This window comes from Thauera sp., assembly GCF_034003485.1.
Taxonomy (GTDB): Bacteria; Pseudomonadota; Gammaproteobacteria; order Burkholderiales; family Rhodocyclaceae; genus Thauera.
In genome coordinates, this window is record NZ_JAVEYL010000004.1 from 73,000 (window position 1) to 88,348 (window position 15,349).

The 15,349-nt window shown below is 71.8% G+C and carries 11 protein-coding genes; 9 read left to right on the plus strand and 2 right to left on the minus strand.

The window, feature by feature from the left end:
* Nucleotides 1-46 precede the first annotated feature (46 nt).
* Nucleotides 47-3,949 carry a UvrD-helicase domain-containing protein gene (locus RBT54_RS03290; protein ID WP_320364066.1) on the plus strand — a complete coding sequence of 1,301 codons (3,903 nt, stop codon included), beginning with the start codon at nt 47-49 and terminating at the stop codon, nt 3,947-3,949.
* Nucleotides 3,946-6,273 carry an AAA family ATPase gene (locus RBT54_RS03295; RefSeq protein ID WP_320364068.1) on the plus strand — a complete coding sequence of 776 codons (2,328 nt, stop codon included), beginning with the start codon at nt 3,946-3,948 and terminating at the stop codon, nt 6,271-6,273. Before RBT54_RS03290 ends, RBT54_RS03295 begins: the two co-directional genes overlap by 4 nt.
* Nucleotides 6,274-6,328: 55 nt before the next feature.
* Here the strand turns inward: RBT54_RS03295 and RBT54_RS03300 are convergent, their stop codons facing one another.
* Nucleotides 6,329-7,813, minus strand: coding sequence for a fused MFS/spermidine synthase (locus RBT54_RS03300; RefSeq protein ID WP_320364070.1), 1,485 nt, complete (start codon nt 7,811-7,813; stop codon nt 6,329-6,331).
* 126 nt (nt 7,814-7,939) lie between these two features.
* On the opposite strand from RBT54_RS03300, the gene RBT54_RS03305 reads away from it, so the two are divergent.
* The 6 genes from RBT54_RS03305 to RBT54_RS03330 all read left to right on the plus strand — a co-directional run bounded on the left by RBT54_RS03305 (nt 7,940) and on the right by RBT54_RS03330 (nt 13,030).
* Nucleotides 7,940-8,173 carry a hypothetical protein gene (locus tag RBT54_RS03305; RefSeq protein WP_320364072.1) on the plus strand — a complete coding sequence of 78 codons (234 nt, stop codon included), beginning with the start codon at nt 7,940-7,942 and terminating at the stop codon, nt 8,171-8,173.
* 126 nt (nt 8,174-8,299) lie between these two features.
* Nucleotides 8,300-9,349, plus strand: a complete 1,050-nt coding sequence (locus RBT54_RS03310; RefSeq protein WP_320364074.1) for a PHB depolymerase family esterase — start codon at nt 8,300-8,302, stop codon at nt 9,347-9,349.
* Nucleotides 9,346-10,143: a molybdate ABC transporter substrate-binding protein gene (modA, locus tag RBT54_RS03315; RefSeq protein ID WP_320364077.1), complete on the plus strand. Its 798-nt coding sequence runs from the start codon at nt 9,346-9,348 to the stop codon at nt 10,141-10,143. The genes RBT54_RS03310 and modA overlap by 4 nt, the downstream gene beginning before the upstream one ends.
* The gene (modB, locus tag RBT54_RS03320; RefSeq protein WP_320364079.1) at nt 10,127-10,813 is read left to right on the plus strand and encodes a molybdate ABC transporter permease subunit; all 687 of its coding nucleotides are present in this window, start codon (nt 10,127-10,129) and stop codon (nt 10,811-10,813) included. The genes modA and modB overlap by 17 nt, the downstream gene beginning before the upstream one ends.
* Nucleotides 10,813-11,892: a molybdenum ABC transporter ATP-binding protein gene (modC, locus tag RBT54_RS03325; protein ID WP_320364081.1), complete on the plus strand. Its 1,080-nt coding sequence runs from the start codon at nt 10,813-10,815 to the stop codon at nt 11,890-11,892. The genes modB and modC overlap by 1 nt, the downstream gene beginning before the upstream one ends.
* 238 nt (nt 11,893-12,130) lie before the next feature.
* The gene (locus RBT54_RS03330) at nt 12,131-13,030 is read left to right on the plus strand and encodes an LOG family protein (RefSeq protein ID WP_320364083.1); all 900 of its coding nucleotides are present in this window, start codon (nt 12,131-12,133) and stop codon (nt 13,028-13,030) included.
* 113 nt (nt 13,031-13,143) lie between these two features.
* Here the strand turns inward: RBT54_RS03330 and RBT54_RS03335 are convergent, their stop codons facing one another.
* Entirely contained in the window at nt 13,144-14,538 is a 1,395-nt protein-coding gene (locus RBT54_RS03335) for an FAD-binding oxidoreductase (RefSeq protein ID WP_320364085.1), read from the minus strand.
* A gap of 156 nt (nt 14,539-14,694) precedes the next feature.
* On the opposite strand from RBT54_RS03335, the gene RBT54_RS03340 reads away from it, so the two are divergent.
* Nucleotides 14,695-15,342 (plus strand): alpha/beta fold hydrolase, encoded by a 648-nt coding sequence (locus RBT54_RS03340; protein WP_320364087.1) that lies wholly within the window; start codon nt 14,695-14,697, stop codon nt 15,340-15,342.
* Nucleotides 15,343-15,349 lie beyond the last annotated feature (7 nt).

Genomic DNA, 15,349 nt, shown 5'->3' on the forward strand with positions numbered 1-15,349 from the left:
CTCGGCCTGGTGCACGGCAGGCCGGCCTCCGCTACCATCCCTGCCCATGTCCGCCGCCCCCGAACTCGACGTCTTCTCCTGCCCGCTCGACGGTGTCCGCCTGGTCGAGGCCTCGGCCGGCACCGGCAAGACCTGGAACATCTGCGGCCTCTACCTGCGCCTGCTGCTCGAGCGCGCGCTGCCGGTCGAGTCGCTGCTGGTGGTCACCTTCACCAAGGCGGCGACCGCCGAGCTGTCGGGGCGCATCCGCGAGCGCATCGTCGAGACCCTGCAGGTGCTCGATGGCGGCACGCCCGGGCCGGATCCCTTCGTGTCGAACCTGCTCGCGCACCTGGCCGCCGCCGGCCACGCGCGGGAACAGCTCGCCACCCGCCTGCGCCTGGCGCTGCAGACCTTCGACGAGGCGGCGATCTTCACCATCCACGGCTTCTGCCAGCGCGCGCTCGCTGACACCCCGTTTGCCGCCGGCCTGCCCTACGAGCTGGAGCTGGTCGAGGACGACAGCGCGCTGCGCCTGGAGGCGACGCAGGATTTCTGGCGGCGCGAGGTCGCCGGCGGCGGGCTGCCGGCGCTGCTGGCGACGCATCTGCTGCAGTCCGGCGACAGCCCGGAGGGGTGGGCGGAGATCCTGAAGCGCCACATGTCGCGGCCGTGCGCGCGACCGCTGTGGGATGAAGGCACGGCGGCGGAAGGGACGGAGGCAGATGGCGGCGTCGGCGCCGCGCTGGCTGCCGACGAGGCGCGCCTGCAGTCGGCCTACGCCGCCGCGCGTGCCGTAGCCGGAACGCTCGGCGAAGCGATCGCTGCAGTGGAGGCGGCGCTCGGCGGCCTCAACGCCAACAGCTACAAATCCGAGTCGGTGGCGAAGGCGGCGCGGCAGTGGGCCGACTGGCTGGCGGCGGGCGATGCGCTGCATCCGCTGCCGGGCGGCAACGACGGCAAGCTCGCCTTGCTCACCGCCGACACCTTGGCGGCAAAGACCACCGCCGCCGGTCGCAAGAGCGGCATCGCCCCGCCGCGCCACGCCTTCTTCGATCCCGCCGCCGAACTCCTCGCCGCGCGCAGCGCAGTCGACACGCACTGCGCCACCGCCCGCCTGCGCCTGCTGCGCCGCTTCGTCGAGCACACCACCGCCGAGCTGCGCCGGCGCAAGGCCGAACACCGCCAGATCGCCTTCGACGACATCCTGTGGAACGCCCACCGCGCGCTGCATGCGGGCGACCAGCCGTGGCTTGCTGCGGCGCTGCACGCGCGCTACCCGGTGGCGTTGATCGACGAATTCCAGGATACCGACCCGCTGCAGTTCGGCATCTTCGACCGCATCTACCGCGCCGAGGACCGCCACGGCACCCTGTTCCTGGTCGGTGACCCCAAGCAGGCGATCTACAGCTTTCGCAGCGCCGACCTGTTCACCTACCTCGCCGCGCGCGATCGCACCGACACCCGCTACACGCTGCGCCACAACCAGCGCTCGGCGCCGGCGCTGATCGAAGCCTGCAACCGCCTGTTCGGCGCCAACCCGGCGGTGTTCATGATGCCGGGGCTGGAGTATGTGCATGTCGGCGCCGGCAGCCGGCAGCGCACGCCGCTGGTTGATGACACCGCGCCCGGCCCGCTGCCACCGCTGCAGTTGTGGCGCATCCCGCGCGACGAGACGCTCGACGAGGGTGACGGTCGCGCCGGGGCTGCGGCTGGCGAGGGGAACGATGAGGGCGAGGGGGCCGAGGCGGGCGGTGGCACCCGCCTGCCGCGCGCCCAGGTCATGCATCGCGCCGCCCACGCCGCCGCCGCCGAGATTGCGCGCCTGCTCGCTGCTGGTGCCGATGGCCATATCCACATCGGCGACGACGCACTCGCCCCCGCCGACATCGCCGTGCTGGTGCGCAGCCACGGCCAGGGCGCGCGCATGCGCCGCGCGCTGGCGGCCTTCGGCGTCGGCAGCGTCGAGCTGTCGCAGGCCAGCGTGTATCACACCGACGACGCCGAAGAACTCGAGCGCGTGCTGCTGGCGATCGCCGAGCCGCTGCGCGAGCGCCGCGTCAAGGCCGCGCTCGCCACCGCCACCATGGGCCGCGACGCCGCCGCGCTCGCCCGCCTGGCCGCCGACGAGGCCGCGCTGCTCGCCACGCTCGACGCCTTTGCGCGCTGGCGCGAGCTGTGGCTGACGCGCGGCTTCGGCGTCATGCTGCGCCAGTGGATGAGCGACGAGGGCGTCGCCACCCGCCTGCTCGCCCGCGCCGACGGCGAGCGCCGGCTCACCAACCTGATGCATCTGGCCGAACTGCTGCAGCAGGACGCCGGCAGCGCCGCGCCCGAGGTGCTGCTGCGCACGCTGGCCAGCCGCCGCGCCGACGCCCGGGGCGGCGAGGCCACCCAGCTGCGGCTGGAGTCCGACCGCAACCTGGTGCAGATCGTCACCATCCACCGCGCCAAGGGCCTGGAATACGGCGTGGTGTTCTGCCCCTTCCTGTTCGACGGCTATGCGCGCGGCGGCAGCGACGGCCCGATGCGCGCCTGGCACGACGACGACGGCGAACTCGTGCTCGACTACCGCGCCGAAGCCGCCGCCGACAAGGCGGTCAAGGCGCGGATCAAGTACGAGCAGCAGGCCGAGGACTTGCGCCTGATCTACGTCGCCCTGACGCGCGCCGTGCACCGCTGCTACCTGGTGGTGGGCAGCTACGCCAGCACCAGCTTCGGCAAGATCAACCACACCGAGGCCGGCCGCAGCCTGCTCAACTGGATGGTGGCCGGCGCCGGCATGGACGCCGAGGCCTGGGCCGCGCACAAGCCCACGCCCGCCGGCACCGACGCCCACTGGCGCGCGCTGGTGGCGGCGAGCTCGCTCGACGGCCAGCCGGTGATGGCGCTCGCCGATCTGCCCGACGGCCACGGCGCCGCGCTCCCCGCGCCCGACACCGCCAGCCAGCGCCCGCGCGCCCAGCGCCCGCCGCAGGTGCCGCCGGGCTGGCGCATCGGCAGCTTCAGCGCATTGATTTCGGGGGCGGTCCATGAGCGCGCCGCGCAGGACCACGATGCGAGCGCGCTGCCGGCCGGGGAGATCCGGATACTTGCCGAGCCGTCCGAGGCACCTTCGCCGCAGCCGGTACCGGCCGACGACATCCTGCGCTTCCCGCGCGGCCCTTCCGCCGGCGACTGCATGCACGCGATGTTCGAGGCCGCCGACTTCACCGATGCGGCGAGCTGGGACGTCGCGATCGACGGCGCGCTGGCGGCCCATCCGCAACGGCTGGCGGACGAAGGGCGGCGGGTGCGCAGCGCGGCGGCGGGGCGACAGCAGGAGGACGAGCCCGCGCCGGTTCGACTCGCGCGCATGCTGCGCAGTCTGCTGGCCGACGTGCTCGCCACGCCCCTGCTGCCGGCTGGCGCCGCCGGCGCCGGCGCCGCTCCGCTACGCCTGGACAGCGTCCCGCAGGACCGCCGCCTGGTCGAGCTCGGCTTTCACCTGCCCGCACCACGGCTGACGGCGGCGCAGCTCAATGCCTGGCTGGCAGCGCAGGGCTACGGCGTGCCGCGGCTGGCCTTCTCCGACCTCGACGGCTACCTCAAGGGCTTCATCGACCTGGTGTTCGAGCACGACGGCCGCTTCTGGATCCTGGACTGGAAGTCGAACCACCTCGGCGAGCAGCCGGAGGACTACGCCCCCGCGCGCATGGAGGCGGCGATGCAGGCCCACGGCTACCATCTGCAGCACCTGCTCTACACCGTCGCCCTCCACCGTCACCTCGGCCGCAGCCTGGCGGGCTACGACTACGAGACGCACTTCGGTGGCGTGCTCTACCTCTTCGTGCGCGGCGTACGGCCGGGCTGGCAGCTCGACGGCCAGCCCACCGGCGTGTTCCACCACTGCTGTCCCGCCGCCACCCTGAACGCGCTCGACGCCCTGCTTTCCGGCCAGGAAATCGCGATCGCCGAGGAGCTCGCATGAACGACCTCGCCGACGGCTTCGCCCGCCACCTGGTCGACTGGGCCACCACCCTCGGCGCGCCGGCCGACAGCTTTGCGCTGCTCGACACCGTGGCCCGCCGGCTGGCGACTGCGACCAGCGCCGGACACGTCTGCGTGCCGCTCGAGGCGTTCGTGCGGACGCGCGCGGCCCGGGAGGAGGATGCCCCGTCGCTGCGGGACGATGAGGTCTGGCCCGACGCGGCTGGGGCCGCGGCGAGCGCCTGGGTTGGTGACGATCAAGCGCCAGTCGCGTCTTTTGCCGAAGGCGACGCCTGGCAGGAAGAGCTCGACTACGGAGTCATGCCATCCGGTGAGGACGATGCGGACTTGCAAGTTGATGCGTGGCCGGTGGCGAGCGCGCCGGACGCATCGGACATGCAGTCCGGCGTGGCGCGAGTGCGCGAGCTGCTGCTGGCCAGCGGCGTGGTGATCGACGCGGCGCAGGCCGTGGCCGGGCACTCGGCGCATCCGCTGGTGGTGGACGCGGGCGATCGGCTTTACCTGCGCCGCCATTTCGACCAGGAGCGCGCGCTGGCGGCGGCGCTGGTGGCGCGCGCGAGGGGCGCCGACTTCGCAGAAGGTGTGGCGGGGGCCGGGGGCGCTGTCGTCGTCGAGGGACAGACGGGCGCCCGGGGCGCTGGGGTCGAGGACGGGGCGGCACCGCGCCCGGCCTTGCTCGACACCCTGTTCCCCTCGCGCCCCGGCGCGGCACCCGACTGGCAGAAGTGCGCGGTGATGCTCGCGCTGCAGGGCCGGCTCACCGTCATCAGCGGCGGGCCCGGCACCGGCAAGACCACCACCGTCGCCGCGTTGCTGGCCTGCCTGGTCGAGGCGCAGCCAGACCTGCGCATCGCGCTCGCCGCGCCCACCGGCAAGGCCGCCGCGCGCATGCTCGAGGCCCTGCGCCAGCGTGCGCAGACGCTGCCGGCGGAGCTCGCCGCCCGCCTGCCCGCCGCGGCGTTCACCGTGCATCGCCTGCTCGGCGTCACCCCCGAGCCCGGTCGCTTCCGCCATCACGCCGCCAATCCGTTGGCGGTGGATGTGCTGGTGGTGGACGAGGCGTCGATGCTCGACCTCGCGCTCGCCACCCGCCTCATCGACGCGCTGCCGCCCACCGCGCGCCTGGTGCTGCTCGGCGACAAGGACCAGCTCGCCGCGGTCGAGGCCGGCGCGGTGTTCGCCGAGCTGTCGGCGGAGTGCGTGTTCAGCGCCCCGATGCGTGCGCGGCTGGGGTTGGGCGGCGCCGCTGCGGGCGCCGCGGATGCGGGCGCGGGCCTTGCAGGAGCGGGGCTTGTGGGAGCGGGCTTGCCCGCGAATGAGGCCTCGACCACACCATTCGCGGGCAAGCCCGCTCCCACGGAGGCGGCCCTAGCCCGTGCCCCAGCCACCGGCAAGCTGGCCCTCAGCGTGTTGTGGTTGTCCGAGATCCAACGCTTCCCCGCCGACTCCGGAAAAGGCCGGTTGGCGACCGACATCCGCGCGGGGCACGGCTTGGCCGCGCTGGCCTGGCTGGCAGCGGGGGAGGATGCGTCGGCGCGCTGGATCGAGGACAGTGACGCCCGTCCGTCGCTGGCGACGCTCGCCTGCATCGAGAGCGGCTACGCAGCCTATTTCGAACTGCTGCGCACCGGACTCGGTGGCGTGGCCGGTGCGCCAGCGGCGCCGGCCAATGCGCTGCGGCTCGATGCCGCGCAGGGCGGCGAACAGGGCAACGCAAAGGGCGGCGCCCCCGGTGTCGATGCCGCCGCCGCCATGCGCGCCTTCGAGCGCTTCCGCGTGCTGGTCGCGGTGCGCGAAGGCGGGCGCGGGCTGGGGGCGCTCAATGCCTGGGTGGAAGCGCGTCTGCGCGCAAGCCTGGGCCTGGCGCCCGATCGCAGCGCCGGCGGGCGCTGGTATCCCGGGCGGCCGGTGATCGTGCTCGCCAACGACTATCTGCTTGGTCTGTTCAACGGCGACATCGGCCTGTGCCTGCCCGACGAAACGGGGGCGTTGCGGGTGTTCTTCCCGGCGGCCGATGGCGGTTTTCGGGCGATCGCGCCGCTGCGCCTGCCGGCGCACGACACGGCGTTCGCGCTGACGGTGCACAAAAGCCAGGGTTCGGAATTCGAGGAAGTGCTGCTGGTGCTGCCGGCGCGGCCGCTGCGGGTGCTGACGCGCGAGCTGCTCTACACCGGCGTCACCCGGGCGGCGCAGAAGGTCACCGTGGCGGGGGCGGCCGAGGTGTTCGTCGCCGGCTGCGCGGCGCGCACCCAGCGCGCCTCCGGCTTGCGTGAGCGCATGCGCGAGGCGACCGCGCACGCCTGAGCCGGTTTTGTCAGACTCCTGGGCGGACCCATGCGAGTCGGCCGGGTGCGCAGCGCTATCGACTGCGCAGCACGTCCACATCGGCGCGATTGCGCTCGTCGGTGTAGGGCTCGGCGGGCAGGGTTGCGGCGGCCGCCGAGCACGTCACCAGCACATTGCCCAGCGACCGGTCGCGAAACAGCACCTCGACCGCGCACGTGCCGTATTCGGCCTCGATGGTCGCCAGCAGGTTGCGCGCGTAGGGCGTGGCCAGTTGCGGGTCGAGCAGCAGGTTGGCCACCATCACGCCGTCGGCGGCGAGCGCGCGCCGCGTCGTGCGCCAGAACTCGCGGGTGACGAGGTGGGCGGGGATGCTGGTGAGCGCGCTATACACATCGACCACGACGACGTCGTAGCGCAGCGCGGTGTCGCGCACGTAGGCGCGCGCGTCGGCGACCACGAACTCGCCGCGAATCGGTTCGCGCAGGAAGTCGCGCTCGGCGATGTCCTTCACCGCCGGGTCGATGTCCACATAGGTGTAGTCGTTCAGCGGCTCGCGGTGCGACAGTGTGAAGCCGCCGGCGCCCAGCACCAGCACGCGGCGCTCGCGCAAGGCGAGTTCGTCGAGCAACAGCGTGCGCAGGCGCTCGATGTAGCGCGCATAGCGCGGCGGTTCGCTGGCGTCGATGATCGAGGCCACCGAGTTGTTGATCCAGAACACGCGCGGTGCCTCGAAGCCGGCGAGCGTGACCGGGTCGATGCGGTAGGTGGCGTAGGCGGTCTCGAGCTGCTGGGGCAGGATCAGGTTGAAGCCAATGGCGGCGGCGCCGAGCAAGGCTGCTGCGGTGTTCGCGCGCCGACGGAGTCCACCGGAGGTGCCGAGCGCGGGCACCAGCGCCAGCAGCAGCCCGGCGCAGATCAGCACCGCGGCGCCCACGCCCAGCCACTGCATCACCAGCATCGACAGCGACACCGCGCCCAGGAAGGAACCGAGCGTCGACCAGTACAGGGCCGCGCCGCTGCGCGCGCCGGCGCGCTCGTGGCGCAGCAGGTTGGTGAGGATCGGCACCGTCTGCCCGAGCAGCCAGGCCACCGGGCACAGCACGCCGCCGACCAGCACGAACCACGCCATCGGCGCCGGCTGCAGGTGGGCGAAGAGCTGGTCCACCACCGGACCGGCGAGGCCGACCGCGATCAGCGCGGCGGCGATCAGGAAGTTGCGCCGCACGCGGGCCAGGTAGTTGGATGCCACCTGCCCGCCGGCCTGGTAGCCGAGCGCGAGCGCGAGCAGGAAGAAGCCGATGGTGGGGGCGGTGACGGTGATCGCGCTGCCGACGTGCGGCACCAGCCGGCGCAGGGCGACGATCTCGGCGCCGAGCGACACGAAGCCCTCGACGAAGACGAGCGCGAACAGCAGCGCGACCGGGAGCGCCGGGGCGGGGTCGGGGCGAAGTCCGGGTGTGGCGTCCGGGGTCAGGCCGGCGCTGGGGCCTGCGGTGGCGGCGGCGTTGGAGTCGGGGCCGGGGCGGGGGCTTGAGCCTGGGAGGGCCGGGTCTTGCATCGCAGCGTTCCTGCCCATGTCGTGAATCGTGGATTATCCGGGCACGCCGCGGCCGATGCCAGCGACGCGCGAATCCGTTACCCTGCGCCCTGTTCCCATTACCCGCGCCCCCCGGCGCCTGCGCCCATGGCCCTGCCCACCCTCAAGCAACGCAAGACCTTCGCCCTCATCCGCATCTTCGGTGGTATGGTCGCCGCCCTGTACCTGAGTTTCGTCGTTGTCAGCAACATGCTGGCCGGCGTGCCCTTCGAGGGCAGCCTGGTATTCACCGCGCTGATCGCCGCCGTCGGCTACGGCTATGCGGCCTGGTATCTGCGCGAGCTCTCGGCCGTGGCACGCGAGGAGCGTGGGGGTCGATGACGCGATGCGCAGCGGCGTACAGCTATTGATACCGTCGCGCGCACTGCCCGTGCGTAATCCCTCGCGGACATTGCGTTCGCCTGCGCGCTCCACCCATCCTGATGTCCCCCTAGAGAGCGCTCCCTCATGAGTACACGTGTCCGCAAGTCTTCGTTTGCCCGAGCGATGCAGCGCGCAGCGACGTCGATGACCCGCAGCGCCTTCAAGGCTGGCGCCAAGGCGGCGGGCAAGGCGGTGACGCGCACCGTCGACGCGATGGCGGCGCAGTACCGGCCGCCGCCGGGTAGCGGCGACTGGATCGCCGGCCAGGCCATGGGCCCTGGGGGGCTGCGCCGCTATTTCCTGTTCCGCCCGGTGGGCGTGCGCAACGACGAGCGCCTGCCGCTGGTGGTGATGCTGCACGGCTGTGGCCAGACCGCGGCGGTGTTCGCGCGCAGCACACGCATGAACCGGCTCGCCACGCGCGAGCGCTTCATGGTGCTCTATCCCGAGCAGGACGTGACCCACAACCCGCAGGGGTGCTGGAACTGGTACGACACCCGCAACTACCACGCCGACGCCGAGGCCGCCACGCTGATGGCGGCCATCGACCAGGCCTGCCTGCTGTATCCGGTCGACCGCGACGCGGTGGCGGTGGCCGGGCTGTCAGCCGGGGCGAGCATGGCGGCCTTGCTGGCGGTGAGTTATCCGCAACGCTTTTGTGCGGTGGCGATGCATTCCGGGGTGCCGCCCGGCAGTGCGCGTTCGGCGGCGGGTGCGCTGGCCGCGATGCATGGCCGCCGTCTGCCGGCAGAGGTGGCTCAGGACGGTAAGCGCCCACCGCTGCTGGTGATCCACGGTCGTGACGACGCCGTCGTGTCGGCGCGCAACGGGCAGGCCGCGGCGGCGCAGTGGGCGACGGCGCTCGGCGCCGCGCAGGGTGAATCGCGCATCGTGCAGCGCGGCACCCGCAAGGCGATGACCGTCACCGATTTTCGCCGCAGCCGGCGCGTGTGCGTGCGCCTGTGCGAGGTGGACCGGCTGAGCCATGCCTGGAGCGGCGGCGCGGCCGGGCAGATGTTCAGCGACGAGAAGGGGCCGGACGCGTCGAGCCTGATCTGGCGCTTCGTCGCGGCGCAGTTGCCCAAGGTGGCCGCGGCGGCGCCGGCCACCCTGGTGAGGACCCTGCGGCGATGAGCGCCATGCTGCGCATGATTGGCCTGTCCGTGCTGCTGGCGGCGTCGGCCCTGCTGCCGGCGGCGCAGGCGGGCGAGCGCATCACGGTAGCGGCGGCGGCCGACCTCAAGTTCGCGCTGGACGAGATCGTGGCCGACTTCCGCAGCACGCGCCCGGACGATGCGGTCGAGGTGGTCTATGGCTCCTCGGGCAAGTTCGCCACCCAGATCCGCCAGGGCGCGCCCTTCGATCTCTACTTCTCCGCCGACATCGCCTACCCGCGCGCGCTCGAGGCCGAAGGCCTGGCGCTCGGCCCCACCCGCCCCTATGCGGTGGGGCGCATCGTGCTGTGGAGCCGCACGCGCGACGCCGGTGCGCTGCGCCTGCAGGACCTCGCCGACCCGGCGCTCGGGCGCATCGCCATCGCCAATCCGCGCCACGCACCCTATGGCAAGCGCGCCGAAGAGGCCTTGCGCGCCGCCGGGGTGTGGCAGGCGGTGCAGCCGCGCCTGGTGCAGGGCGAGAACATCGCCCAGACCGCGCAGTTCGTGCAGACCGGCAACGCGACGGTGGGCATCATCGCGCTGTCGCTGGCGCTCAACCCGGCGCTGGCCGGGCAGGGCGGCTACCACCTGATCGACGCCGCCCTGCATGAGCCGCTGGAGCAGGGCTTCATCCTCACCCGCAAGGCCCAAGGCAAGGCGCTCGCCACCGCCTTCGCCGACTACATCGGCACCGAGGCGGCGCGTGCGGTGCTGGCGCGCTACGGCTTCGAGCTGCCGATCAATCCGCCTGACCATGCCCTCCCTGACTAGCGCCGACTGGTCCGCGGTCTGGCTCACCTTCCAGCTCGCCACCGTCAGCACCGTGATCCTGCTGCTGGTGGGTACGCCAATCGCGTGGTGGCTGGCGCGCACGCGCTCGAAGTGGAAGGGCGTGGTCGGCGCGGTGGTGGCGCTGCCGCTGGTGCTGCCGCCGACGGTGATCGGCTTCTACCTGCTGGTGGCGATGGGGCCGGCGGGGCCGGTCGGCCGGCTCACCGAAGCGCTCGGCCTCGGCCTGCTGCCGTTCTCCTTCGCCGGCCTGGTAGTGGGCTCGGTGATCTACTCGCTGCCCTTCGTCGTCCAGCCGGTGCACAACGCCTTCGAGGCCATCGGCCGCCGCCCGCTCGAGGTCGCCGCCACGCTGCGCGCCGGGCCGTGGGACAGCTTCTTCAACGTCGCGCTGCCGCTGGCGCGGCCGGGCTTCATCACCGCGACCATCCTCGGCTTTGCGCACACGGTGGGCGAGTTCGGCGTGGTGCTGATGATCGGCGGCAACATCCCGGACAAGACGCGCGTGGTGTCGGTAGCCATTTACGATCACGTCGAGGCGCTGGAGTACGCCCAGGCGCACTGGCTGGCCGGCGGCATGCTGGCGTTCAGCTTCGTGGTGCTGCTGGTGCTTTACGGCCGGCGGCGCACGCACGGCGGGGGCTTCAACTGATGGCCGGCATCGAGGCGCGCCTTGCGGTCGATTACGCCGACTTCCATCTCGACGTCGACCTGAACCTGCCCGGCCGCGGCGTCACCGCGCTGTTCGGCCATTCCGGTTCGGGCAAGACCACGCTGCTGCGCTGTGTCGCCGGGCTGGAGCCGGCGGCGCGCGGGCGCCTGGTGGTCAATGGCGAGTGCTGGCAGGACGATGCGCGCGGCGTATGCGTGCCCACCCATCGCCGCCAGATCGGCTACGTCTTCCAGGAGGCGAGCCTGTTCCCCCACCTGTCGGTGCGGCGCAACCTGGAGTTCGGCCTGCGTCGCATCGCGGCCGCTGCGCGCCGGGTGCAGCTCGAGCATGCGGTGGCGCTGCTCGGCATCGAGGCCCTGCTCGAACGCATGCCCGATCGCCTCTCCGGTGGCGAGCGCCAGCGTGTCGGCATGGCGCGCGCGCTGCTCACCAGCCCGCGCATCCTGCTCATGGACGAGCCGCTCGCCGCGCTCGACCACAGGCGCAAGCAGGAGATCCTGCCCTACCTCGAGCGCCTGCACGACGAGCTCGACATCCCGGTGCTCTACGTCAGCCACTCGCCCGACGAGGTGGTGCGCCTGGCCGATCACGTGGTCATGCTCGGCGAAGGCCGGGTGATGGCCGCCGGCGAGCTGCACGCGACGATGGCGCGTCTCGACCTGCCCACCGCCTTCACCGAGGACGCCGGTGTGGTCATCGACGGCACCGTGGCCACGCACGACGACCACGACCACCTCACCCTGCTCGACTTTGCCGGCGGCGCGGTGTGGGTGCAGCGCCAGCCGGTGGAGCTCGGCCGCCGCCTGCGCTTTCGCATCCACGCCCGCGACGTCAGCCTCGCCGACCACCGCGTGGAGGGCACCAGCATCGTCAACCTGATCGAGGTCACGGTGAAGGAGGTGGTCGGCGCCGATTCCCCCGCCCACGTCCTGGTCGGCCTCGACGCCGGCGGTACCGCACTCATCGCCCGCATCACCCGGCGCTCGAGCGCGCAGCTCGCGCTGCGCCCGGGGCGCAGGATGTGGGCGCAGATCAAGTCGGTGGCGCTGCTCGGTTGAGATCCCGCCAGCGTTCAGCCACCTGGCGCAGGCGCCGAGGACTGCGCTTGTGTGGGAGCGGGCTTGCCCGCGAATGGGACTGTGTCGGCGCTCATGCGCGGGCAAGCCCGCTCCAACGGGACAGGTGATGGGCGCACGTAGCGCCTTCGCGCATTGGCATGGTGACCCATGCCCGGGGCTCGCCTCATGTCACGCGCGGATGCGATGATGCGGCTCACTGAACCGCATGGACTCCCCGATGAGCAAGAACGCCCCTCTCCGCGCCCGCAACTTCCCCTCCGCCGAGGACGAGGCCAAGGCCGCCCAGCCCCATGGCCGCTACGACGGTCCCGGCAGCTCCTTCCGCATGGCCTTCACCGACACCGACTTCCTGCTGCGCGAGGAACTGCGCCCGGTGCGGCTGCAGCTCGAGCTGCTCAAGGCCGAGCTGGTGCAGCAGGAGCAGGGGGTGGAATCCACCGTGGTGGTCTTCGGCAGCGCGCGCTTCAAGGCGCCGGACGTGGCCGAGGCCATGCTGCGCGACGCGGTGGCGAGCGGTGACGAGGCCGCGATCCGGCGCGCGCAGCAGATGGTGAAGAACGCGCGCTGGTACATCGAGGCGCGCCGCCTGGGCGAGCTGGTGACGCGCGAGGCCGATGTGCTCGGCGAGCCGGTGATCGTCGCCACCGGCGGCGGGCCGGGGATCATGGAGGCGGGCAACCGCGGCGCCTTCGACGCCGGCGGGCGCAGCATGGGGATGAGCATCTTCCTGCCCTTCGAGGAGGCGCCCAACCCCTACATCACGCCCGAGCTGTGCTTCCAGTTCCACTACTTCGCGATCCGCAAGATGCACTTCCTGATGCGTGCGGTGGCGCTGGTGAGCTTCCCGGGCGGGCTGGGCACGCTCGACGAGCTGTTCGAGGTGCTCACGCTGACCCAGACGCGCAAGATCCGCCGCCGTCCGATCGTGCTGGTCGGGCGCGACTTCTGGGAGCGCCTGATCAACTTCGACGTGCTGGTCGAGCACGGCGTGATCAGCCCGGAGGACAAGAACCTGTTCCACTACGCCGAGACCGCCGAGGAGGCCTGGGACGCGATCAAGGCCGCCTACAGCGGCGACAATCCCGCGCTGACGGCGCGGCAGTTCAAAGGCAGCTGAGGGGCAGCTGAGGGGCAACTGAGGGGCAACTGAGCGGGCAACTGAGCGGGCAACCGCCCCGTATTGCGCCGCCCCCGCGGTGCGCGCGCCGCGGGGCGAATCACGCAGCCGTTTCAAAGCATCTTCCCCGGATTCAGGATGTTCTTCGGATCCAGGGTCTGCTTCAGCGCCCGCATCAGCGCCAGTTCGGCCTCGCTGCGCGAGTAGTGCAGCCAGTCGCGCTTGAGCGTGCCGATGCCGTGTTCGGCCGAGATCGAGCCGCCATGGGTGCGCACCACCGAATACACCGCGTCCTCGATACGCATCAGGCTGTCGTGGTCGCTCGGCACCTTGCACACCACCACATGCAGGTTGCCGTCGCCGACGTGGCCGAAGAACAGGGCCTTGAGCGCCGGCCAGTCGCGATCGAGGTTCTCGCGGATGCGCGCGGCACAGTCGCCGATCTGCGCAATCGGCACCGAGACGTCGAAGTTGAGCGTCGGCGCGTAGTCGCGCAGCACCTCGGCCACGCCGTCGCGGATGGCCCAGAAGGCTTCGGCCTCGGCCACCGACTGCGCCACCGCGCCGTCGAGGATCCAGCCCGCTTCGATCGCCTGCTCGAGCATGGCCTCGAAGCGCCCGGCGTCGGTCTCGGGCTGGCCGCAGTGCATGTCGAGCAGCACATACACCGGATAACCCGTGTCGAGCGGCGCGCGCAGTTTGCCCGCTTCCACCGCGGTGACCAGGTAGTTGTTCCACATGATCTCGAATGCGCTGACCTGGCCCGACAGGCTCTGCTGCGCATGGCGCAGGAAGCGCAGCGCCGCCGGGTAGTCCTGCAGCGCGACGACCGCGGTGCTGACGCCCTTGGGCAGCGGCTGCAGCTTGAACACCACCTTGGTGACGACGCCGAGCACGCCCTCGCTGCCGATGAAGAGGTGCTTCAAGTCCATGCCGGCGTTGTTCTTGACCATCTGGTTGAGCATGCTCAGCACGGTGCCGTCGGCCAGTACCACCTCCAGTCCGAGCACCAGATCGCGCGTGTTGCCGTAGCGGATCACCCGATTGCCGCCGGCGTTGGTCGCAACGTTGCCGCCGACCTGGCAGGAACCGCGCGCGCCCAGGTCGACCGCGAGCAGCGCGCCGGCGTCGCGGCAGGCTTCCTGTACTGTCTGCAGGATCGCCCCGGCCTCGACGATGACCGTGCCCGAATCGACGTCGATGCGCTCGATGCGGTTCATGCGCTCGATCGAGACGACCACCTCGCCGCCGGCCGGCACCGCACCGCCGACCAGACCGGTCAGGCCGCCCTGCGGCACCACCGCCTGGTCGTGGGCGTGGCAGATCGCCAGCATGCGCGAGAGCTCGTCGGTCGTGCGCGGACGCAGGATCGCCAGCGGTTGGCCGCCGGCGCAGCCGCTCCAGTCCTGCAGGTATTTCGGGCTGGCGTCGCCGGGCAAAACCTCGACGCCGAAAGCGGCGGTCAGCGCTGCCAGCACGGCAGCAGAGGGGGCGTTGTGGACGGTCATCGGCTTGACTCTCTTGTGTGCGTTTCGATTCGTACAGGGCTTCGGATGACTGCGCCCCTGCAGGCGCGCGATGGTGGAAGTCGGCCAGTTCAGTGTCAATATTGATTTATCGATCCCAAGAGGCGGGATCAGACGCATGTCCTTTACGGAGCACCGATGAGCGAACCGCGCCCGGAGATCGTCCTCGTCCATGGCCTGTGGATGCATGGCTGCGTGTTCGCGCTGCACCGTCGCCGGCTGCATGAGCTGGGCTGGCGCAGTCATGCGTATTCGTATCGGTCGCTGTGCGGCGAGCTCACGGGGGTGGCGGACGGGCTGGCGGCCTTCATTGCAGGCCTGGGTGCGCGCCCGCTGAACGTGATCGCTCACAGCCTGGGCGGTTGTGTGGCGCTGGACATGCTGGCCCGTCATCGTCCGCCCGGGCTCGGGCGCATCGTGCTGCTCGGTTCGCCCGTCCTGGGCTCCGGCTCCGCGCAGCAGATCCTGCGCGTACCGGTGCTGCGCCATGGGCTCGGGCGCGTGCTGCCGCAATGGCTGGCGCGCGCGATGCCCGACGTGGATCCCGCGCTCGACATCGGCGTGATCGCCGGCAACCGGCCGATCGGGCTTGGGCGCATCGTGCCCGGCATGGAAAAGCCCAACGACGGCATGGTGGCGGTGCGCGAGACGCGCTGGCCCGGCGCACGCGACCACATCGTGCTGCCGGTGACGCACATGCAGATGCTGTGGTCGCGGGCCTGCCTGGCGCAGGCGCTGCGCTTTCTCGACGCCGGGGCCTTCGACCACGGCTCGGGCACGGCCTGAGCGGGTG

Bases quoted from the DNA above. Each gene is read 5' to 3' on its own strand.
- RBT54_RS03290 (WP_320364066.1), top strand. From the start codon at position 47: ATGTCCGCCGCCCCCGAACTCGACGTCTTCTCCTGCCCGCTCGACGGT.
- RBT54_RS03295 (WP_320364068.1), top strand. From the start codon at position 3,946: ATGAACGACCTCGCCGACGGCTTCGCCCGCCACCTGGTCGACTGGGCC.
- RBT54_RS03300 (WP_320364070.1), bottom strand. From the start codon at position 7,813: ATGCAAGACCCGGCCCTCCCAGGCTCAAGCCCCCGCCCCGGCCCCGAC.
- RBT54_RS03305 (WP_320364072.1), top strand. From the start codon at position 7,940: ATGGCCCTGCCCACCCTCAAGCAACGCAAGACCTTCGCCCTCATCCGC.
- RBT54_RS03310 (WP_320364074.1), top strand. From the start codon at position 8,300: ATGAGTACACGTGTCCGCAAGTCTTCGTTTGCCCGAGCGATGCAGCGC.
- modA (WP_320364077.1), top strand. From the start codon at position 9,346: ATGAGCGCCATGCTGCGCATGATTGGCCTGTCCGTGCTGCTGGCGGCG.
- modB (WP_320364079.1), top strand. From the start codon at position 10,127: ATGCCCTCCCTGACTAGCGCCGACTGGTCCGCGGTCTGGCTCACCTTC.
- modC (WP_320364081.1), top strand. From the start codon at position 10,813: ATGGCCGGCATCGAGGCGCGCCTTGCGGTCGATTACGCCGACTTCCAT.
- RBT54_RS03330 (WP_320364083.1), top strand. From the start codon at position 12,131: ATGAGCAAGAACGCCCCTCTCCGCGCCCGCAACTTCCCCTCCGCCGAG.
- RBT54_RS03335 (WP_320364085.1), bottom strand. From the start codon at position 14,538: ATGACCGTCCACAACGCCCCCTCTGCTGCCGTGCTGGCAGCGCTGACC.
- RBT54_RS03340 (WP_320364087.1), top strand. From the start codon at position 14,695: ATGAGCGAACCGCGCCCGGAGATCGTCCTCGTCCATGGCCTGTGGATG.